This window comes from Burkholderia sp. NFPP32, assembly GCF_900119325.1.
In the GTDB taxonomy this organism is placed as follows: Bacteria; Pseudomonadota; Gammaproteobacteria; order Burkholderiales; family Burkholderiaceae; genus Burkholderia; species Burkholderia pyrrocinia_C.
Genome location: NZ_FPJP01000032.1, coordinates 18,193 through 39,662 on the forward strand (window position 1 = coordinate 18,193; position 21,470 = coordinate 39,662).

17 protein-coding genes and 2 pseudogenes are annotated in these 21,470 nt (G+C 63.2%); 17 read left to right on the top strand and 2 right to left on the bottom strand.

Annotated features, from left to right (window positions below; genetic code table 11):
• The first annotated feature begins 130 nt into the window (after positions 1-130).
• The 13 genes from BT264_RS33845 to BT264_RS33905 all read left to right on the top strand — a co-directional run bounded on the left by BT264_RS33845 (position 131) and on the right by BT264_RS33905 (position 15,218).
• Complete coding sequence (locus BT264_RS33845) at positions 131-1,354, top strand: OmpA family protein (RefSeq protein ID WP_072444765.1); 1,224 nt, start codon at positions 131-133, stop codon at positions 1,352-1,354.
• 16 nt (positions 1,355-1,370) lie between these two features.
• Positions 1,371-2,513 (top strand): polysaccharide biosynthesis/export family protein, encoded by a 1,143-nt coding sequence (locus tag BT264_RS33850; protein WP_072444767.1) that lies wholly within the window; start codon positions 1,371-1,373, stop codon positions 2,511-2,513.
• An 80-nt stretch (positions 2,514-2,593) separates the two neighbouring features.
• A complete protein-coding gene (locus tag BT264_RS33855; protein WP_072444769.1) occupies positions 2,594-3,718 on the top strand; it encodes a KpsE/RkpR family capsule polysaccharide export protein in 1,125 nt (374 codons plus the stop codon).
• A 5-nt stretch (positions 3,719-3,723) separates the two neighbouring features.
• A complete protein-coding gene (locus tag BT264_RS33860) occupies positions 3,724-4,512 on the top strand; it encodes an ABC transporter permease (RefSeq protein ID WP_072444771.1) in 789 nt (262 codons plus the stop codon).
• Positions 4,509-5,213 (top strand): ABC transporter ATP-binding protein, encoded by a 705-nt coding sequence (locus BT264_RS33865; RefSeq protein WP_072444773.1) that lies wholly within the window; start codon positions 4,509-4,511, stop codon positions 5,211-5,213. Before BT264_RS33860 ends, BT264_RS33865 begins: the two co-directional genes overlap by 4 nt.
• 2 nt (positions 5,214-5,215) lie before the next feature.
• Complete coding sequence (locus BT264_RS33870) at positions 5,216-6,541, top strand: glycosyltransferase family protein (RefSeq protein WP_371293689.1); 1,326 nt, start codon at positions 5,216-5,218, stop codon at positions 6,539-6,541.
• A 37-nt stretch (positions 6,542-6,578) separates the two neighbouring features.
• On the top strand, positions 6,579-7,616 hold the full coding sequence (gmd, locus tag BT264_RS33875; protein WP_072444778.1) for a GDP-mannose 4,6-dehydratase: 1,038 nt from the start codon (positions 6,579-6,581) through the stop codon (positions 7,614-7,616).
• Positions 7,617-7,734: 118 nt separating this feature from the next.
• The gene (locus BT264_RS33880) at positions 7,735-8,034 is read left to right on the top strand and encodes a hypothetical protein (RefSeq protein WP_072444780.1); all 300 of its coding nucleotides are present in this window, start codon (positions 7,735-7,737) and stop codon (positions 8,032-8,034) included.
• Between the two features lie 93 nt (positions 8,035-8,127).
• The gene (locus tag BT264_RS33885; RefSeq protein ID WP_256260754.1) at positions 8,128-9,420 is read left to right on the top strand and encodes a capsule biosynthesis protein; all 1,293 of its coding nucleotides are present in this window, start codon (positions 8,128-8,130) and stop codon (positions 9,418-9,420) included.
• Complete coding sequence (locus BT264_RS33890) at positions 9,420-10,628, top strand: glycosyltransferase family 4 protein (RefSeq protein ID WP_072444784.1); 1,209 nt, start codon at positions 9,420-9,422, stop codon at positions 10,626-10,628. Before BT264_RS33885 ends, BT264_RS33890 begins: the two co-directional genes overlap by 1 nt.
• Positions 10,625-12,562 (top strand): capsular polysaccharide export protein, LipB/KpsS family, encoded by a 1,938-nt coding sequence (locus BT264_RS33895; RefSeq protein WP_256260755.1) that lies wholly within the window; start codon positions 10,625-10,627, stop codon positions 12,560-12,562. Before BT264_RS33890 ends, BT264_RS33895 begins: the two co-directional genes overlap by 4 nt.
• 38 nt (positions 12,563-12,600) lie before the next feature.
• Entirely contained in the window at positions 12,601-14,031 is a 1,431-nt protein-coding gene (locus BT264_RS33900) for a mannose-1-phosphate guanylyltransferase/mannose-6-phosphate isomerase (protein ID WP_072444786.1), read from the top strand.
• 92 nt (positions 14,032-14,123) lie between these two features.
• Positions 14,124-15,218: a porin gene (locus tag BT264_RS33905; RefSeq protein ID WP_072444788.1), complete on the top strand. Its 1,095-nt coding sequence runs from the start codon at positions 14,124-14,126 to the stop codon at positions 15,216-15,218.
• Positions 15,219-15,266: 48 nt separating this feature from the next.
• Here the strand turns inward: BT264_RS33905 and BT264_RS33910 are convergent, their stop codons facing one another.
• Together BT264_RS33910 and BT264_RS33915 are read right to left on the bottom strand one after the other, a co-directional pair.
• Positions 15,267-16,628: a glycosyltransferase family protein gene (locus tag BT264_RS33910; protein WP_072444790.1), complete on the bottom strand. Its 1,362-nt coding sequence runs from the start codon at positions 16,626-16,628 to the stop codon at positions 15,267-15,269.
• A 103-nt stretch (positions 16,629-16,731) separates the two neighbouring features.
• The gene (locus BT264_RS33915; RefSeq protein ID WP_072444792.1) at positions 16,732-17,310 is read right to left on the bottom strand and encodes a recombinase family protein; all 579 of its coding nucleotides are present in this window, start codon (positions 17,308-17,310) and stop codon (positions 16,732-16,734) included.
• A gap of 428 nt (positions 17,311-17,738) precedes the next feature.
• Between BT264_RS33915 and BT264_RS33920 the strand changes: the two genes are divergently transcribed.
• The 4 genes and pseudogenes from BT264_RS33920 to BT264_RS40250 form a co-directional block, all read left to right on the top strand.
• A complete protein-coding gene (locus tag BT264_RS33920; RefSeq protein WP_072444794.1) occupies positions 17,739-18,509 on the top strand; it encodes an EAL domain-containing protein in 771 nt (256 codons plus the stop codon).
• A complete protein-coding gene (locus BT264_RS33925) occupies positions 18,506-18,961 on the top strand; it encodes a hypothetical protein (RefSeq protein WP_143155804.1) in 456 nt (151 codons plus the stop codon). Before BT264_RS33920 ends, BT264_RS33925 begins: the two co-directional genes overlap by 4 nt.
• Before the next feature lie 101 nt (positions 18,962-19,062).
• Positions 19,063-20,388: pseudogene (locus BT264_RS40610) on the top strand (ESPR-type extended signal peptide-containing protein); the annotation flags it as partial.
• A 462-nt stretch (positions 20,389-20,850) separates the two neighbouring features.
• A pseudogene (locus tag BT264_RS40250) lies at positions 20,851-21,470 on the top strand (hypothetical protein); the annotation flags it as partial.

The window sequence follows — 21,470 nt, forward strand, 5'->3', positions numbered from 1 at the left end:
GTCGTCTGTTCAATGGATTTATTTCCGGATGTTGCACGCCGGTAATAGATTTATTCGTTTTGAAGTTTGGATTCGAATGGAAGAGCAATAAAAAAAGAAATTTATACACCACCGCAAGGAGAAACTGTGTATGACGTATCCCGACATTCTTCGGACATTGCATAGCCTGATTGCGACGCAGATCAGTGAACAGGCCCCTCTGTTTCTCGGAGAGGCGAAGAGCGATGTGAAGGATGCAGTCGATTTGCTTCTGCCGAATCTTCTTGCGGCAATCGTCCACCGGGGGCTGGCCACGCTCTCGGGTGCCGATGCGCTCACGGCCGTGCTCGACTCGCCGCGGCTGGACCGGTCGCTGGTGCGTACGAATCCGGACAATTTCTTTTCAGGTGGCGCGGTAACGGAAACCAACATGAAGGCCGGCTCGGCATTGCTCGCCGAATTGTTCGGCGACCGTCTCCCCGCCATGGGCCACGCCGCGGCGAGCATGGGCCATCTCAAGGTGGAAAGCGGCCACGCGCTGCTTGCCATGATCGCGCCGTTTACGTTCGCCGTGCTTCGGCATGCGTGGGTCACGGGTCCGGGCGGCGCGAGCCGCGCTTCCCTCGTCGGCATTCTGCGCGCACAGCGGCAGGCAATTCATCCGAGGCTGCAGGACCGATTCCTGTTGGCGCTGGGCATTCCGTCTGCCGTGGCCTGGCTCGACTCGACCCTGGAGTCACAGACGGCAGCGACGCGCCCCGTTACAGCGGCGCCCGCGCGGGGCGACGAGGAGGACAGGCACCGGCGTCGCGCGTGGTGGGCGATCCTGCTGTTGTTGCTCGTGCTCGCGGCCTTGCTGACCCTTGCCTATTGCACGCATCGCCTCCCGGGTGCAGCGGACAAGACAGCGGCTACAACGGAGCCGGTGGTGTTGGTGAAGCCGGCATCGTCGCCAGAACCAGCTTCGTCCGCGCCTGCGTCGGTCGCTTCTGCAGCCGGCGCTGCATCCGAACCCGCGTCGAGCCCCGCCGCGGCCCCGAAGCTGGGTTCCGCTGCTGCGGCGCCGTTGCTCGAAGTTCGCTTCGGATACGCCAGTGCCGCGTTACCTGTCGATTTCGCGCAGGCGGCCTCGGCATGGATCGCGTACGCGAAAGATCACACGAATGCGACGTTCGAGGTGTCCGGGTTCGCAGACAACACCGGCGAGCCGGCTTTGAACGAGCGGCTGGCGGACCGTCGTGCGGAGGCCGTCATGGCGGCACTGGTTGCGGCGGGAGTCGGCACGGCGCAACTGACCAAAGGGGCGTCTCAAGTCGTGAGCGAGACCGCCGACGCAGCCGCGGCGCGGCGCGCCGAGGTACGACCGAAACCGTGATATGCATACCCGATCCATGTTTCGAACCGGCGTGCTTGCCTGGTCGTTGGCCTGCGGAGCGTGCGCACTGGCGCCCACCGATGGCCCGGCAACACGCGACATCGTCGCCGAGCAGCAGTCGCAGGCGCGCATCAAGGTGGTCGACCTGACGCCGGACGCCGTCGGGCGGATGCGCATGCGCGACACACGTCGCACCTTCGCCGACCACTTCGAGCCCGCCCGGTCACGGACCGACGTGCTGGGGCGCGGCGACATCGTGGCCATCACGATCTGGGAGGCTCCACCGGCGACGCTGTTCGGCAGCATGGACACGACCGGTTCGACGGCACCGGCCGCGGCGAAGGCCACTGCGTTGCCGGAGCAGACGATCGATTCGAACGGCAGGTTGATCGTGCCGTTCGCCGGCAGCATCGGCGCGGCCGGCATGACCATCCCTGAACTCGAATCGACGATTGTGAGCCGGCTGAAATCGAAGGCGAACGAACCGCAGGTGCTGGTACGAATCGTACGCAACACGACGGCGGACGTGACGGTGGTAGGCGACGTGGGCAGCAGCATGCGCGTGCCATTGACGCCCAAGGGCGAGCGTTTGCTCGACGCCCTTGCGGCAGCCGGTGGTGTGCGGCAATCGGTAACCAAGGTGACGGTGCAGATTACGCGGGGCGACCAGGTGTTCTCGATGCCGCTCGATGCGGTGATCCGCGATCCGCGCCAGAACATCGCGCTGCAGGCGGGCGATGTGGTCACGGCGCTCTACCAGCCGGTCAGCTTCATGGCGTTCGGCGCGACAGGCAAGAACGAGGAAATCGGCTTCGAGGGGCAGGGCATCTCGCTCGCGCAAGCCTTGGCGCGCTCGGGTGGCCTGCTCGATTCGAGAGCCGATGCGCGCGGTGTGTTCGTGTTTCGTCTCGAAGACGCGGCGTCGCTGGCCGTTGCGCGAGACGAAGCCATGCCGGTCACCGCCGATGGGCGTGTGCCGGTGGTGTACCGCATCGACATGAAAGATCCGGCCAGCATGTTCATCGCGCAGCAGTTTTCCATGCACGACAAGGACATGCTGTACGTATCGAATGCGCCCGTGGCCGACATACAGAAACTGGCCAACCTGTTCTATACGGTCGTATTTCCTGCGGTCAGCGTCGGCACGCAGTTCCGTTAGGCGGAGGCAACGGCATGGACATACCGGTCGGTTTTCCCGCGCAAGGCTCCCAAAGAACATACAGGTGGAATCCCAGCAAGATGCCGCGTTCGACTTCTTACAAGCTCACGCCTGCAAAGCTGCTGTTCGTGCTCACGGTCGTCATTCCGGTGACGGTCGCGATCGTCTACTACGGCTTCGTCGCAGCCGACGTGTACGTGTCGGAAAGCCGCTTTGTCGTGCGTAGCGAGCAACGCCAGCCGGGCGGTTCGCTGCTCGGTTCCTTCCTCGCGGAAAGCAGTCTGGGTCGCGCGCAGGACGATGCGTGGATCGTGAACGACTACGTCCTCTCGATGGATGCGCTCAAGGCCCTCGACCACGAAATCCAGCTTCGCAAACGGGTTGGCGATCCCCACGGAGACATCGTCAGCCGCTTCCCGCAGTTCGGCAGCGCGGATGCGACGTACGAGAAATTCCTCGACTACTATCGGGATCGTATCGTTGCCGTGGTCCACGACAGCACGACCAGTATCACGACACTCAGGACCTCGGCCTTCGATCCGCGTTCGGCGCGCGATATCAACGAGCGCCTGCTGACGATGAGCGAGGCGCTCGTCAACGAACTCAACCGGCGTGCGCGCCAGGACGAGATGCAGTACGCGTCCGCGATGGTCGAGGAGGCCCAGGACCGCGTGAAGTCGGCGGCACTTGCATTGAGCGAATACCGCATGAGCTACGCCGTATTCGATCCGGACCGGCAGTCCGCCCTGCAGCTGCAACTGGTCGGCAAGCTGCAGGACGAGATGCTGGCTACCCGTGCGAGGCTTGCCGAGGTTGAATCGCTGTCTCCCGACAATCCGCAGATACGGCCGCTGAAAACCCGCATCGCGGCAATCGGATACGAGATGGCGGCAGTCTCCACCCAGGTGATGGGTAGGGGCGACGGCAGCTTCGCGGCAAGGAGCCGCGAGTTCGAGCGCCTGAGCATCGAGAAGCAGTTTGCCGAGCGGCAGCTCGCAAGCGCGCTCGCATTGCAGGAGCAGGCCCGCAGCGAGGTGGCGAAAAAGCAGCTCTATATCGCACGCGTCGTGCAACCGCGTCTGCCCGATGCCGCCGAAGAGCCGAAACGCCTGCGCGCCATTCTCATCGTGCTGACGATGGGGCTCGTGACATGGGGGCTGCTCTCGCTGCTGCTTTCCGGTATCCGTGAACACACGCTCGAGTAACACCCATGTTCGCCACTCCGTTTCGCGACTCCCTGGCCATTCAAACGCGCGTCATTGCGGCGTTGTTCATGCGCGAGATCATCACGCGCTTCGGAAGGCACAACATCGGCTTTCTGTGGTTGTTCGTCGAACCCATGACGTTCACGCTCGGCATTGCGGGCCTGTGGTACATCACGCGGTCCACGCACGGTCATCACGTTCCCATCGTGGAATTCGCGCTGACCGGCTATTCGACCGTCCTGCTGTGGCGCAACTGCGCAACGCGCTGCGTGGGCGGTCTCACGCCCAACCTCAGCTTGCTGTTCCATCGCAACGTGAAGCCGATCGACGTCTTCCTTGCCCGCATCCTGCTCGAAGTGGCGGGCGCGACCTGTTCTTTCTATCTTCTCGCAATCGTGTTCCATGTGACGGGGCTCTCGGAGTTGCCCCAGCACGCCGGTCGCGTGATCGCCGCGTGGTTGCTGACCACGTATCTGTCCACGGGGCTCGGCGTGTTCGTGGGCGCGGTCAGCGAACTTTCCGAAATGGTGGAGCGCGTGTGGCACACCGTCACGTATCTGCTGTTTCCGTTTTCCGGCGCGGTATTCATGGTGGACTGGCTGCCGCCTGCCGCACGCGACGCGGTGCTGTTGCTGCCGTGGGTACATGGCGTCGAAATGCTGAGAAGCGGTTTCCTCGGTGAGGGTTACACGTGGCACTACAGCGTGGCGTACATGGTGACGGTCTCGTCGTTCCTGTTCCTCGCCGGGCTGCTGGTCCTGCGGCTCGTTCATCGGCGGGTGGAGGCGGGATGATCCAGCTCGACAGAGTGACGAAGATCTATCCGGCCCGCGGCGGGAGGAAGGTCGTTCTCGACGATGTGAACTTCGTGCTCGAAAGAGGGCAGAAGATCGGCATTCTCGGCCCGAACGGTGCCGGCAAGTCCACGTTGATCCGCCTGTTGGCGGGAGTCGAGCAGCCGACCAGCGGCGCCATCCGCCGTCATATGAGCCTCTCATGGCCGCTCGCGTTCGGCGGCGCGTTCCAGAGCAGCCTGACCGGGCTCGACAACCTGCGCTTCATCTCGCGGGTGTACGGCTGCGACGAATCGAAGATGCGTGCATTCGTCGACGAGTTTTCCGGGCTGGGCCGTTACCTGCGCGAGCCGATCAAGGTCTACTCCAGCGGCATGCGCGCTCGGCTCGCGTTCGCGTTGTCGATCGCGGTGGAGTTCGACTGCTTTCTGATCGACGAGGTCATTGCGGTGGGCGACCAGCAGTTTCAGGAGCGCTGTCGCGAGGAACTGTTCGTCAAGCGCGGCGACCGTTCGATGATCCTCGTCTCGCACGACCCCAATCTCATCCGTCAGCATTGCACGCTCGCGGCCGTGCTGAACGCGGGAAAACTGACCGTCTGCGATTCGGTGGACGAGGCATGGGCGCGATATTGCGGCCAGCCGGTCAAGGAAACGGCGGCCGGCGACGGTGCCGACACTACAACTCAACCGGGGGAATGAGGGTGAAAGGCGACAAGCCAAAACTCGCTGTGATCAGTACGTGTGACGAACTGTGCGGCATCGCCAGTTATGCGCGTGCCATCGTGGGGCAGCTGTCGCCGTGGTTCGACATCACGGTGTTCGACCTCGACCAGTACGTGTTTCGTCACCGCAGCCGCCGGATACGCAAGATGGCCAATCTGGAAATCGAGCGCATCTGCAAGGAGCTGAAGGGGTTCGATTGCGTCAATGTCCAGCTCGAGCACGGCATATTCGGGCGCAACAAGCGCGATGCGTACCGGCGGATCTGCCGGATCATTTCGGCAGCGCCGCAGCTTTGCATCACGTTCCATACCGTGTTCGAGAGCGAAGGGACCAACTGGAAGGCCGTGCGTGCCCTGCTGCGGGAGTTTGAGCTGGGCAAGGCGTGGTCGGAGATGATCGGCTCGCGGCAGGAAAGCAGTCTGCTCGGACAGGGCATCTACAGTGCCATCCGGCGCGCGCAGTGGCGCAAGAATGTGAGCGTCGTGGTCCATACGCGCCGCGAGGCGAAGACGATGAAGCTCGTCGAGCGTATCTCGCACGTCCACGATCATCCGCTCGCCTACTACTCCGACGCGGACGCACAGGGCTACACGGCCAAGGCGACGCGCGACAGCTTTCCGTTGCTCGGCAGTCTCGGCAAGGACGACGTGCTGCTCGGCTGCTTCGGATTCACCGGCAGCTACAAGGGCATCGACACGGCGCTGCGCGCACTGCACCTGCTTCCCGACAACTATCACCTCGCCATTTTCGGCGGAGTGCATCCCGAGGCGATCCAGCAGGGCGTGCCGCTCGATCCCTACATCGCCGAACTGCTGAGGATCGTGAGCCCCGGGCGCAACTGGCTCGAGGACATCGGAACCGGGCACGGCAAGGCAATCAGTCTCACCACCTCGGTGGACGATCTGCTGCGCCTCGCGCGCACACGTCACGTTTCCGATATCTCGCGCCGCACCCATTTCATGGGCCCGATGAGCGATGAGCAGTTTCCGCACGCCATGGCGGTGTGTGATGCGGTGCTGCTGCCTTATCTGGAAGTTGGGCAGTCCGCTTCCGGTCCGATGTCGATGGCGGTCAATCTGAACCGTCCGGTCATCGCGACGCGCACGAAAACGTTCATGCAGTTTTCGCGCTACTACCCGGGCCGCGTCGAACTCTTCGACATCGGCAACTACCTGCAGCTCAGCCAGATCATCGAGGCGGGCACGTTCAGAGGGAATGGCGTGCAGCGCATGGAGAACGAGCCGGACACATCGACCAACGTCGAGACGTACCGCAAAGCGTTGTTCGCCACGGCGGCGACGTGAGGCGGGAAACACCTATCAACGCGACAGGGAGAGCGTAATGGAACGCAGGGCAATCGTGACGGGTGTGAGCGGCCAGGATGGTGCGTATCTGGCGAAGCTGCTGCTCGAGAAGGGTTACAAGGTGTTCGGAACGTATCGCAGAACGAGTTCGGTGAACTTCTGGCGCCTGGCGGAACTGGGCATCGAAACACATCCGAGGCTCGAGCTCGTCGAGTATGACCTCACGGACCTCGGCGCCAGCGTGCGCCTGCTGCAAAAGACCTGCGCCGACGAGGTCTACAACCTCGCGGCACAGAGCTTCGTCGGCGTGTCGTTCGAGCAGCCGGTCACCACTGCGGAAATCACCGGCATCGGCCCGCTGAATCTTCTCGAAGCGGTTCGTGTTGCGCGTCCCGAGGCGCGTTTCTACCAGGCCAGCACGTCGGAGATGTTCGGACACGTGCAGGCCGTGCCGCAAACCGAGAACACACCTTTTTATCCGCGCAGTCCCTATGGCGTAGCCAAGCTTTTTGCACACTGGATGACCGTCAATTATCGCGAAAGCTACAACCTCTTTGCGTCCAGCGGGATTCTTTTCAATCACGAGTCGCCGCTGCGCGGGCGCGAGTTCGTCACGCGCAAGGTGACGGATTCTTTCGCGAAGATGCGCCTGGGCAAGCTCGACGTGCTCGAACTCGGCAATCTCGATGCAAAGCGCGACTGGGGTTTCGCGCAGGAGTACGTGGAAGGGATGTGGCGCATGCTCCAGGCCAGTCGTCCGGATACCTACGTCCTTGCCACCGGCCGCACCGAGACGGTGCGTGACTTCGTCACGCTGGCAGCCCGTGCCGCGGGATTTCATCTCGAGTGGGAAGGCCGGGCACAGAACGAAGTGGGCATCGACGCGAAAACGGGCCACGTCGTCGTGCGCGTGAATCCGAGGTTCTACCGTCCGGCAGAAGTCGATCTGCTCATTGGCGATGCGACGAAGGCCGAACGCGAACTCGGCTGGAAGCCGACGATGACGCTCGAACAGCTGTGCCAGATGATGGTCGACGCCGACATCCGGCGCAACGAGAACGGGTACTCGTTTTGACGTTCGCTTCGTCCGCCTGAGCGTGGCATGGCCGGACGCACCGGCCGTGTTCGCGACAGGCAGGGGGCTCACGTCGTTGCGCGGCAGTTCCATTCGACTCGCTAACTTTGGGATTCCTATGAATACGCTTCTTGTGCTTGTGCTGAAAACCGTGCTGCTTACGGTGGTCATGTATCTCTCGGTGAGCGCGTTGGGATGCTCGCCCATCGTGTCTCTGGTACTCGCGTCGATTCCGCTCGTATTCATGATGCTCAGCGTCTATACCGGGTTCGCCTTTCGGCTGGTGGCCTTCGTCTTTCTGGTTGCCTGTGCGAAGACCCTGATCGTGGGCGAAAACGTGACGGCTAAACAGGCTGCCAGCGCGTTGAGGAGCGCGGCGAGCGAAGTCAACGAAACGCTGCGTACCGTCAGGCCCTGAAAAGCGCATTCGTGGGCGCGCAGTGCCAGGGCGGCGATTCCTTCGTTGGGGACGAGCGAGATGATTCCGGGCGGTTGGTCGTATTTCAAAGACATGAACGTCCTGCTGCTGCAGGGACCGGTGGGGCCGTTCTTCCGGCGCTTGTCGAGGCGCTTGAAGGCTGCGGGCGCGCACGCCGTATACAAGGTCAACTTCAACGCTGGCGACTGGCTTTTCTTTCCGATGCGATCGATCAACTACACCGGATCTGGGGCCGACTGGCCCGTCTTCCTCGACACGCTCCTCGAGCAGGAGAAGATCGACACGGTACTCCTGTTCGGCGATTGTCGCGGCTATCACGCAACGGCAGCGGAATTGGCCCGATCGCGCTCGATCGAAGTGTGGGTGTTCGAGGAAGGCTATGTGCGACCGGACTTCGTCACCATGGAGCGGGACGGCACGAACGGGCATTCGCAGGTTCCGCGCAATGCCGGCTTCTACCAGTCCCTCGATGAGCGACCGGACGTGCCGGAGCAACAGGTGGGCAACGTGTTCGCGTGGCTTGCGTTGTGGGGGGCTTTGTATTTTCTCGCGGGGTCGCTCGGCGCCGCGCTCTTTCCGCATTACCGCCACCACCGGCGGCTTTCGCTTCTCGAAGCGCTTGTCTGGGTGCGTGCCGGCTGGCGTAAGCTCCTGTACGCAGTACTCGAGAGAAAAACGACGCGCCTGCTCACCGGTGCAATGAGCAAGCATTTTTTCCTGGTATCCCTTCAAACCGCGATCGATTCGCAGATTCGCGTCCATTCCCGTTTCGAGTCCATAGAGCCCTTCATACGCGAGGTGATCGCGTCCTTCTCGCGCCATGGGCCGCCCTCATGCGTGCTCGTGTTCAAGCATCATCCGCTGGACAGAGGGCACAACGACTACGGCCGTTTCATCCAGCGGGTGTGCGCAGAACATGGGATCTCGGGCCGCGTGTTCTACATCCACGACCAGCATCTGCCGACGCTTCTCGCGCATGCGGCGGGTCTCGTCGTCGTGAACAGCACGGTCGGTCTGTCGGGTGTCCATCACGGGCTGGCCGTGAAAGCGCTCGGTGACCCCGTGTACGACATCGAAGGACTCGTATTCAAGGGCGAGCTGGATGCGTTCTGGCAAGCCGCGGGCACCTTCGCTCCCGATATGGCGCTATACCGGCGTTTTCGCCGTTGGCTGATCGATCACACGCAGCTGAACGGTAGCTTCTATGCCGGCGACGTCGAGGGTGACGCGTCTTGCGGGGCGTCGCGGCCCGGTGAAGCCGCGGCGGAGGTGGTGTGGCCGCTCACGACGCACCGGCACGCGATCGTATCGACGGGCAGCGACGATCCTCCCGTGGGCCTTTCGCCGGAGGAGGAGGCCGCCTGATGACGAACGCGACGGAGTGGGCCGGCACGGCGCCGTGTCCTTTGCGCCTCGATGTGACACGCCTCGTTCATCGTTGGGTGCGGGATATTCGCCCCACGGGCGTGGACCGGGTCGGGCTTGCCTATGTGCGCCGCTATGGCGAGCAGGCTCGGGCCATCGTGGCCATTCGCGGCGTGCCCGTCACACTGACACGGGGCGCATCGTATCGCTTGTTCCGGCTGCTGCTGGGGCCGAACGAGGGCGCTGGTCTGAAGGCACCGTCGTTGCGCGCGCTCCAGCGGGTATTGGAGGGATCGAGCATGCGGCCCGACCCGCTCCCGTGGCAGGGCCGGGAAACGGTTCTCCACACCGCCCACTCCGGTCTGGAATACAGCCGGTATTTTCGCGCGGCGTCGTCCGCGGGAACGCGTACCGTGGTCATGGTGCACGACCTCATCCCGATCACGCATCCGCACTATTGCCGGTCGGCCAGCGTACGAAAGCATGCGCGAAGAATAACTACGACGCTGCGCTTCGCCGCCGGAATCGTCACGAATTCGCAGGCCACGCTGCGCGCATTGACCGCATTCGCCGACGAGAACGGACTGCCGATGCCGCCGGCCGCGGTGGCGAGGCTTGGCGTCGACACGGAGCCTTTGCCGGTGTCCTCGGGTCGGAACATCGCTCGTCCCCATTTCGTGATGGTAGGCACCATCGAGCCCAGAAAGAACCACTGGTTCATCCTGCACCTATGGCGCGAACTCGTCGCGCGGTGGGGCAATGCCGTGCCGCAGCTGGTTATTGTCGGGCGGCAGGGATGGAAGTGCGCCAACGAGCTCGACATGCTCAAGCAATGTCCGGAGCTGCAAGAGGTCGTGGTCTATCTGCCGGATTGTTCCGACGCTACGATGTTCGCGCAGCTTCGTTCGGCAAGCGCCCTGCTGTTCCCTTCGTTCGTGGAAGGATACGGGTTGCCCATCGCCGAGGCGCTCTCCATGGGTGTGCCGGTGCTGGCCAGCAATCTCGCCGTGTTTCGCGAGATTGCCGGCGACGTGCCCGACTATCTCGATCCGCTGGACGGAGCGGGGTGGCTTGCGCGCATCCAAGCGTATGCCCAGCCGTACAGCAAGGACCGCGAGCGGCAGATGGAGCGCATGGCCGGATTCCGAAAGCCGACCTGGCCGGAGCACTTTGCCGCGCTCGAAACCTTTCTGGAGCGGCTCGCATGATGGCCGCGCGCGCGTACCGGCAACTCGTGTGGCGAATGCGTTGCGCCCGACGGACGTACGTATGGAACGGGCCGGTTCAGGAGGGCTCGCACGCATCGTGCAAACGGCTGTCGTGGTTCGAAGTTCTGGCGGCAAGGTCGATTCCCGCATCGTTCCTCGAAGCGTTGAACGCCGCGCTGGATGAGAGCGGAAAACTCGCGTGCGAGGACGAATGGCGCGCACTCATGAACCGGCTACTGGATGCGTATGCCGGTGCCGATTCGGGCCTGGAGCGATCCACACAGCGTACCGGCTCGCCTCATGACAGCGCGGCAGTCGTTATCGTGGACGAACGCCTCTCGTCGCCCGATCCGTTCGCCTGCTCCCGCAGGGACCGACGCGCGGCGTTTCGCCGACTATTGCAGGCGGCGAAGGAAGAGCATCCCGGTCAGACGCCATGGATCGTTCGATCCGGTGATCGAGGAAGCGGCCCGTGGCTTTCCGGCACGGCGCAGGCGCTATCGAACGACGCGTGTTTGACGACGCACGACGGGAGCTTTCATGCGTTGCTCCCGGAAGTGCGGCATGTGTACACGCTCGGCGCCACCGAGGGGTTATATGCGCTACTGCGCGGCGCTACGGTCCACGTCTTCGGCAGGCCATATTACGCGGGCTGGGGCCTGACCGACGATCGGCAGCCTCAGTACGGACGCCGCTCATCGCCAACACGGGAAGCGTTCTTTCACGCCGTTTTCGTCCGACTCGCGCACTACCTGGATCCGTCCACGCATCGGGAGGGGACGCTCGATGCAGTCGTCGCCAGCATGGTACTGCAGAACGAAGTCGCGCGACGGTACGGCGATATTCGGCTGATTGCCGCGTGTGGATTCCAGTGGTGGAAGCGTCCGTTCGTCAAACCGTTCCTCGAGGGCGGCGCCGCGAAGAAAATTAGTTGGGTCAAGGAACCGTCCGGCGCTGTGGCGGATCACCATATCGCCACGTGGGGCGCACGCGAAGTGCGGCATTCGCGCGGTACCGCGCCGCGACTTTTCATCGAGGACGGCTTTCTTCACTCCTGCGGCCTGGGCTCGGATCTGAGCGCGCCCTACAGCCAGGTGATCGATCGCACCGGCATTTATTTCGATCCCCACCGCCCGGGCGATCTTGCATCGCTGCTTAACCGGACGATCTTCGACGATGCCGAACTCGCAAGGGCCAGGACATTGCGCGAGCGTATCGTCGCGGCCGGACTGACCAAGTACAACCTGGGGCGCGGGCGTCCGACCTGGACCGCACCGGCCGGCGTGCAGGTCGTGCTGGTTGCCGGACAGGTGGCCGACGATGCGTCGGTGCGCTTGGGTTGCCCGGGGATTCGCACGTCGGAAGCGCTGCTCCACGAAGTGCGCAAGCGACGCCCCGCTGCGTGGCTCGTGTACCGACCGCATCCTGACGTGCTCGCGGGCAATCGCAGGGGACTGATCGGGGATCCTGGCCTGGACGACGTCGTCGATGTGGTCGATACGGCGGCCGATATCGTGTCGCTGATCGACGCGGCCGACGAGGTCCACACGCTGACCTCCCTCGCGGGCTTCGACGCGCTCCTGCGAGGCAAGGCAGTCTTTACGTACGGCATGCCGTTCTACGCTGGCTGGGGACTCACACACGATGCGATCAGCGGCATTCCCGCGCGGGACAGGCCGCTTACCGTCGACATGCTGACCGCCGGCGTGCTGTTGCGTTATCCCCTCTACTGGGACTGGGAGCTCGGCCGCTTCACCACGGCAGAGGCGATCGTCTGCCGACTCCGTGCCCAGGCGCAACGATCCCGCTTCGCGATGCAACCCATGGCGCTGCGCGCCGTACGCAAGGCGTGGCGCTGGTTACGCAACGTCGCCATTCATCTGGCGCAAGACGGAATCGCCGGTTTGCGCGGCTCGTACGCGCGGGTTCATTGAAGTCACGACGGCTATTGGCCGCAACAAAGGAGGAGTAAATGCCGATCTATCCAGTCATCCTCGCGGGCGGAAACGGAACCCGTCTATGGCCGCTGTCGCGCGGCAGCTATCCGAAGCAGTATCTGTCGCTCACCGGGGAGCAGAGCCTTCTGCAACAGACGACGATGCGCGCGGCACAGCTTCCCGAGGCGGTCTCGCCCATCGTGATTGCGAACAACGAACAACGCTTTCTCGTCACCGAGCAGTTGCGACAGGCCGGCGTTGCACCGTTGGCCATCGCGCTGGAGCCGGTGGGGCGCAACACCGCGCCTGCCATCGCCGTAGCGGCGCTGCTGGCGCAGGAAGACTCGCCCGATGCATTGCTGCTCGTCTTGCCGTCGGATCACGTCATTTCGGATTGCAGGGCGTTTGCCGATGCCGTCGGGCAGGCGACGCGGGCCGCCGCGGAAGGCTACCTTGTCACGTTCGGTATACAGCCTACGGAGCCGCACACGGGATACGGCTACATCGCGCGTGGCGCCGCCCTCGATGGACTGCAAGACGTGTTTGCGGTCGACCGTTTCGTGGAGAAGCCCGACGCGGAAACGGCGAACGCTTTGCTTGCCGATGGCGCCTATTTATGGAACGGCGGCATGTTCATGATGAAGGCTTCCGCCTGCATCGAGGCGTTGCGTCGCTGCGAGCCCAAGCTCGTGGCCGAAGCGGAAATGGCCTGGTGGCATGCCAATCGCGACGGGAAATACGTGTTCCTCGACGAGATGCACTTTGCTGCGTGCCCGAACATTTCGCTCGATCACGCGGTGATGGAGCGGACCGACCGGGCCGCCGTCGTGGTGGCCGACCGGATCGGATGGAGCGATATCGGCTCATGGAGCGCGCTGGCCGATCTCGCACCGGGGGACGCGGACGACAACGTCCTGATCGGCGACGTGATAACGGAGGGCGTGTCGCGTTGCTATATCCGCGCGGAGCACCGGATGATCGCGGCCGTCGGCGTGGACGATCTGGTGATCGTCGAAACCGCGGACGCCTTGCTCGTGGCCCGCCGTGACCGCGTGCAGGATGTCCGCAAGATCGTGGATGCGTTGAATGCTTCGGGCCGTGGCGAATCCGTCGCGCATCGACGTGTGGTTCGTCCATGGGGCTCGTTCGAAGGCATCGATCGCGGCGACCGTTTCCAGGTGAAGCGGATCGTCGTGAATCCGTCCGCCCAGTTGAGCCTCCAGATGCACCATCACCGCGCCGAGCACTGGATTGTCGTCAAGGGAACCGCCCTCGTTACCAACGGCACGCAGCAGGTCATATTGAGCGAGAACGAGTCCACGTATATCCCGGTCGGGACGACGCACCGTCTCAGCAATCCCGGAAAGATTCCACTCGAACTGATCGAGGTCCAGTCCGGGGCGTATTTGGGCGAGGACGACATCGTACGGCTCGAGGACACCTATGGCCGGGCCCCGGCAGCGTGAAGTTGCGCATCGGATTGGCTGCGAAGGCTGACGGGGAGCGCGAGCCGGCCCCTGGTCCATTGAACGAAGGCTCGGTAATCTGGAGAACGCGAATGAAAAGACTGGTCTTGGCAAGTGCGGCTCTAAGTCTGCTCTCGTCGGTGTCGTATGCCCAGAGTAGTGTGACGCTCTATGGTCTCATTGATGAGGGTTTCGACTTTACGTCGAATGTCGGCGGTCGAAGGGCCTATCAGATGGAAAGCGGTGTCCTGCAGGGCAGCAGATGGGGGCTGGCTGGAACAGAGGACCTGGGGAGAGGCATGCAGGCGATCTTCCGGCTCGAGAACGGCTTCGACCTCAATAACGGGGCATTGGGTCAGGGGGGACGGATGTTCGGCCGACAGGCATACGTCGGGTTGAGTTCAACGACGGCCGGCACGCTGACCATGGGGCGCCAATACGACTCCGTGGTGGACTACGTCGGACCGCTGACCGCCAATGGCAGCTGGGGCGGGGAGTTCTTCTCGCATCCGTTCGACAACGACAACACGAACAATTCCTTCCGCATCAACAACTCGATCAAGTACGCGAGCCCCTCCTATGGCGGGCTGAATTTTGGCGGACTCTATGGTTTCAGCAACGATCCCGGCGGCACGAAGACGAACCGTGCATGGAGCGCAGGCGGGTCGTACAGCAACGGCCCGCTCGTTATCGGCGCGGCGTATCTGAACGTCAACAGGCAGGCCAGGACGACGTTTGGCGCGGTGACGGACGGCGATCCTTTCGCTACCGCCGGATGGCAACGCGTGGCGGCGGCGGGTGCCAACTTCGCGCTTGGACAGCTCACGTTGGGCGGAGTCTTCTCATATACGAACGTTCACAACCTCGCCGGATTCTCTTCGATGATTTTCCAGAACTACGAGGTGAGTGCAAAGTTTGCCATGACACCTGCGTTTTCGCTGGGAGCGATGTATGACTACACGCACGTGAGGGAAGGCCTGCAGACGGGAGGTGTGGCAAAGGGGCACTGGCACGAGGGCGGCGTGATGGCGGACTACGCGCTGTCGAAACGTACCGACGTATATGCGCAGGCCTTCTATCAGCGGGCGACCGGTGCGGCAGGCCCGGCATGGATTGTCGGCACCACGGGGGCCGCGTCGGGGGACCATCAGATTGCGGGGCGTGTCGGTATGCGGCACAAGTTCTAAGTACTGCGGTGGAACAGGACGGCGGCGAGTATTCGCCGCCGTATTCGCTCAGCCGCAGCGATCGTCGTGCTCCATCATCAGCGCGCGCATTTGCGTCCACATGCCGAAGTAATGAACGATGAAACTGTCGGGGCCGCGCATGAACCATGGCGTGTTGAGCCGAAGCGGGCTGTCGATCAGGGCTTCGTGCAGCAGGTTGTGCTCGCGCATGGCTTCGATGAAATGGAACTGATCGCCGTTTCCCGCGTAAACACCCGAGCGATCGGGTAGCGCGGCGATACGCTGCATCAGTGCGGCCAGCATTGCGAGATTGGCCTCGGTGCGCCGAAACCCCATCACCCCCGCATTGAAAGGCCACTGGCCGATGTCTTTCGCGAGCAACTGTGTGCGTTGCGCGAGCAGCGGCTCCAGCTCACGGTCGTGATCGGCAATGAGGACGTCCGCATCGACCCAGATCACCCACTCGTGATGTGCCAGATAGGCGTGCAGCAGCCAGGGCTTGAGCCAGTTGCCGGTACCCGTCAACCCCACTTCGCGCGGACTGTCGCGGTGCACGTGCAGCGTGTAGCCATGGCGTTCGCAGTAACGCTTGAAGCTGCGTTCGGCAATTCTTCCGTAGCAGGCGATATCGGGCGTGTAGAGCGTGACGAGCGCAATCGGATGACCGGGCTGGAACGTGCTGCGCTCGGGCGAGGGCTCGGTATCGGTCGGGAGCACGGTATCGAATAGCGGTTCGCCGTGCGACTGGCACCGGTTGACGTGGCCGAACAGGGTCTCCCGGAATCGCGGCACGATGCCGAGCTCGGGCGGCGAGTGCATCGCCGTGTCGAGGCTGATCGCGAACGTCGGTATCCGGCTCCAGCGCGGGTCGACATTCGGCCCGGCAGGCATGACCGCGCATAGGCTGTCGATGGTTTCATACCACGGTAAAGCGGAAACCGAGTCGAGCAGTCGGGTTTCGTCGATGAAGGGTGCGCCGCCCAGCCGGCAGCATGCGGCAATCTCGCGTACCCGCGCGCGTATGGCGGGCGTATTGCGCCATACCTGCAGGTTGTGCAGCAACGCGGAATCGGAGGTCGAGACGATCAGATGATCGCGTCCGGCCATCAGGCCCGGTAGCGCAACGGGCCGGACGATCGCGGCGTTCTCGGTGAGCAGCAGGACGAGATGATTGTCGGCGGCAGCCTCGAGCGCGGCCAGCAGGGACTCGTAGCGGTGCAGTGCCTGCAGTTGCGGCCCCCGCGGACCGTCGCTCATGTCCACCCACTTGTGGCAATAGCCGTGGGTGGCCGCGTAGCGACGATGATTGACGAGGCTTGCACCCGCCGGCTCGGCGAAGCAGGAGATGACGGTGACGTTGCCGGAGCCGGTTGCCGCTAGCGCCGGCCGATACTGCACGGGGGCCGGCATCGGTCAGGCGACATCCAGGAAGGTACCGAACCGTTCGGCTGCAAAACATCGGGACAACTGCATATCGATTTCCTTGTTGGGATGGAACGTGCGTGGTGGCCGGTTATTCGCTTCTGCCGGGCTGGGTTGCGCCGCGTTGCGGATGTATTGCCCGCCTGACCGTGCGTGGATGCACATTGAAACGGCGCGCGACTTCGCCGATCGGCGTTGTTTCAAGCAATGCAATGACCTGATTGCGCTGGGCATCGGTCAGTGACGGCTTGCGACCGATCGTGCGGCCGCGCGCACGCGCGGCAAGGATGCCGGCCCGCGTGCGTTCGCTGATCAGGTGATGCTCGAACTCCGACAGAGCCGCCATCATGTGGAACATCAACAGGCCGCCAGCCGAGGTCGTATCGATCGACTCCGATAACGAAACGAATCCGATCCCGTGGCGTCCGAGCCACGCAATCAGGTCGATGAGCTTGCTGAGCGAGCGGCCAAGCCGGTCGAGTCTCCAGACGACGAGCGTATCGCCCGCGGAAAGCCGCGCGAGGGCGCGATCGAGCCCCGGACGGCTGAATCCGGTTCCCGACACCCCGCGGTCGGTGAAGAGCTTGGTGCAACCCGCGCGAAGCAATGCGTCCTGCTGGAGGGCGAGATTCTGCTCCTCGGTGGATACCCGCGCATAACCCATTTTCATGACATACCTCCGGCAGACCGCAATCTTGTCGCGGAGGAGCTAACGCGATATAGCCGGCGCAGGTGATCCGTCGGCTTCGCATATGCATATTGCAGGAATGTTAACAAGGCAGCGGGAGGGCGCAGGTCGTTGCCGCAACCCCGCGACAGGAACTTCATTGGGTCTCCTTCGGGTGTGACGTTGCCCGGCTTCGAACAATTGTCATCAATTGCAAGGTTGATCGCATTCTACTGGACAAAAAGGTTCCTTTTTGTCGCCCCCTTTCAGTGCTCGACACCCTCCTTATTCCACGGGGCTTTCCCGGCACATCAGGATTTTTTTATCAATTTGGCACAAGGGAACCCTTTTGCACACCCCCCCCCCGGAGTGCTTCTTGTCGTGTTTCGAAAACAACGAATTACCCAGTCGAAACTGGTTCGGAGAAGAAGATGAATGACATGGATTGGGCAGGGGAGGTGTTCGGGGCGATGCGCGAAGCGCGCGTGTTGCTGCGGCGCGAGCCGATTCGCCACGCGTCGGGGAGTGGCGACGTGCTGTATTGCGAATGCCTTGCAACGGTGGTCGATTCTCGCGGGCGTCTGTTGCGTCCGGCCCAGTTCATTCCGCCGCTCGAGCGGCTTCAACTCATCCGCGCCTTCGACCGGCATGTGCTCAGGCAGGCCGTTACGCTGCTGCGCGCGTCGCCCGATGTCCGGCTGGGGATCAACCTCTCCGGCCAAAGTGCGGCGATCGACATCGCGTGGGAAGCCGTGCTTCAACTGATCGAACGCACGCCGGAGGTTGCCAGGCGGCTCGTGGTGGAAATCACGGAAACCGCGCGGCTGGACCCCGCGCAAGGCCGACGCTTCGCACAACGGCTCCGGCAGGCCGGTTGCCGGGTGGCAATAGACGATTTTGGCGTGGGCTACGGCGTCGAGACCGCCATCGGGATCCGAACGCCCGACGTCATCAAGATCGATGCATCGTTCGTCGTCGCCGCGCGGTACGGCGAAGCTCATCTGGCGCGTCTCGCGCGACTCGTACGGCTCGCATCGGAATTGGCCGAGGAAGTCGTCGTGGAGGGCGTGGAGCAACCGGAGGACATGGCGCATGCGCAGCAATGCGGAGCGAAATGGGTGCAGGGGTGGTTCGTCACGGATGCGTTTGCCAGTGCGGGGGCGGAAGGCTGCCAGGAACACGGGAACGGGGGGGCGGCATGAGCGCATCGGCACGGATGACGGCTTTACATGGGAGGCGGGCGGGCTCGCTTGCCGAGCACGGGTTCCAGACCGATGCCGCTGCCGCTAGCGGCACGTTGGCAGTGATTCTGGCCGGCCTCGGCGCTTTCGCGCATGACGAGGCTCGCGACCGGGACATCGATCCCGAAGCGGCGCGCTCGCGTATCGAATGGTTCCGCCGATCGGTACATGCGCTTATCGCCCAATACGCTTCCCGGCATTACGAACTGGCCGTCAGCGCATATGACGTTGGCCTGTCGTCCGGACTGCATGGGCGGGAAGCAGCGACGACGCAGGTGTACCGGCGGTGCTATGACACGCACGCCGCCACCGATCCGCAAGGCGCGATAAACGCCACCTCCTTGACCGACCATCTCGTCGAAGCGGGCTGCATGCACGGACGTGGCATTCGTGCATGGATGATGGAGAAATAGCAGAAGGGAAATACCTTCGCTGCCGGAAAGCATCTTAGCAATTATGCATTCCTGATCAATGAAGGTGGAAAAACAAAAAGCACTTTAACCAGGTGATCTACATGAACACAATCTATCGGACGGTGTGGAACGAGTCGCTGGGTGCATATGTCGCGGTATCCGAACTGGACTCGGCGCGCGGTAAAGGTACCAGCAGTGTCGTCGCTAGAAGCGCAGGCGACATAAATGGCATCGCGGACGGCTTCTGGGACGGCATGCCCGCACTCAGTGTGATAACCGTTGCAGCGGTCGCAATCGTCGCGGGTCTGAGTGCGCCTGATGCGGCGTACGCCCAGAATGCCGTTTATCAGGGAACGGGTTGTACGACCGCATCGTATGGTGCGAATCAGGGTGACGTGGCACTCGGCTGTGCCGTCACGGCGTCGGGCACCGGCGCGGTCGGGATAGGCCTCGACAGTACCGCATCCGCGCAGTTCAATATCGCAATCGGCGCAAGCGCTACTGCGTCAGGCACGTCCGCCGCGACCGCATTGGGTGCGAATGCTCTCGCAAGCGGGACCAATGCCACGGCACTGGGTGCGACATCTAGCGCAATCGGGGCCAGTGCCGTGGCAATGGGTATTTTCGCCGTTAGTAGTGGCACACAATCCCTTGCTCTCGGCGCACGGGCGACGTCAACCTCGACCAATGGCGTCGCCTTAGGGACAAGCGCAACAACATCCGCTACAAACGCAATGGCATTAGGCATAGTTGCACAGGCAGCGGGTCTCCGCGCCACCGCTATCGGCGTGCAATCAAGAGGGTACAGCACTGATTCCTTCGCAGCAGGCACGAACGCGGTTGCGGGTGTGGCCGGAAGCACTACGATTGTTAATGATGTGGCACTCGGCGCTAACGCGACGGCTGTCGGCGGAAGTTCGGTTGCTCTTGGCACCTCAGCAACGTCCAGTGGTTCGGGCGCGATGGCATTCGGCCAAGGCGCGGTCAGCGGCGGCACGAATTCAATCGCGATCGGTTCCACGGCGGCTGCACCGTCAACGTCTGCAATTGCGCTCGGCGCATCTTCCCTCGCGTCTGCGAACTACGCGGTGTCCCTCGGAAATTCCGCGACTTCATCGGGCGCAAATGGTATCGCGGTCGGGTCGCAATCGTCCGCAACGAATGCACAAGCTACGGCAATCGGGTACGTGTCGGAAGCTGATGGAACAAATTCGACGGCGCTCGGCTCGGGTGCGACTGCCGCATCAAATTCCGGAACGGCTATCGGTGCTTCGGCCATCGCGGGCGTAAAAGGCAGCACGACTGCGATTAATGATGTGGCACTCGGAAATGGCTCCTCGGCTGTCGGGGGGAATTCTGTCGCAGTGGGCACGCGCGCGGTTGCTTCGGCCGCGAATGCAATGGCTTTCGGAAATGGTGCCACGGCTGCAAACGCGGGAAGTGTCGCACTCGGAAATGGTTCGGTCACGGCTGCTGCGAATCCGACTCCGAACGGTGTAATCGGTGGCAACACATACACGTACGCGGGCGGGGCGCCGACGAGCGTGGTCAGCGTTGGTAAGCCGGGCTCTGAACGCCAAGTCACGAACGTCGCGGCCGGCCGGGTCACGGGCACGAGCACGGACGCGATCAACGGCTCGCAACTCTTTGCGACCAATACCGCGATCGAAACGCTTTCGACTTCAACTTCGACCGGTATTTCGTCACTCAGTACGGGCCTGTCCACCACGAACAGCAATCTCGATTCCCTTTCCACTTCCACCTCGACGGGCATTTCCAGCCTGAGCACTGGCCTGTCCTCTTTATCGACTTCGACCTCGACCGGCATCAGCAGCCTGTCCACGGGGCTTTCCACGACGAACAGTAGCGTCGCATCGCTGAGCACTGTTGTGGACGCGAACAAAACGCACTACTACAGCGTGAACGACGGCGGCACGCAGCAGGGCAACTACAACAACAACGGCGCCACGGGCGCGAACTCGATGGCCGCGGGCGTGGCCGCATCGGCGTCGGGCGCGAAGGCGACCGCCATCGGCTACAACGCGAACGCGCTGGCTGCTTCGACGGTGGCGATCGGCGACAGCAGCACGGCCTCGTCGTCGGCCGGCGTCGGCTCGGTGGCGATGGGGTCCCAATCGCTCGCGACGGCCGGCAGCGCGGTGGCGATCGGCAATCAGCAGACGGCCAGCGGCAATGGCGCGGTAGCGATCGGCGATCCGAACCTGGCCACGGGCACCGGTGCCGTGGCGGTGGGCGCGAACAACACGGCCAACGGCACGGGTGCACTGGCGATCGGCAACGCGAACTCGGCCACGGGTACCGGCTCGCTCGCGTTGGGCAATACCTCGAATGCAGCGGGCAACGGGTCGTTGGCGCTAGGTTCGGCCGCGAGCGCCGCGAACGCCAACGACGTCGCGCTGGGCAGCGGTTCGGTGACGGCTGCGGCCAACCCGACGGCCACCGGCACGATCGGCGGCACGACCTACAGCTACGCCGGCACGACGCCGAC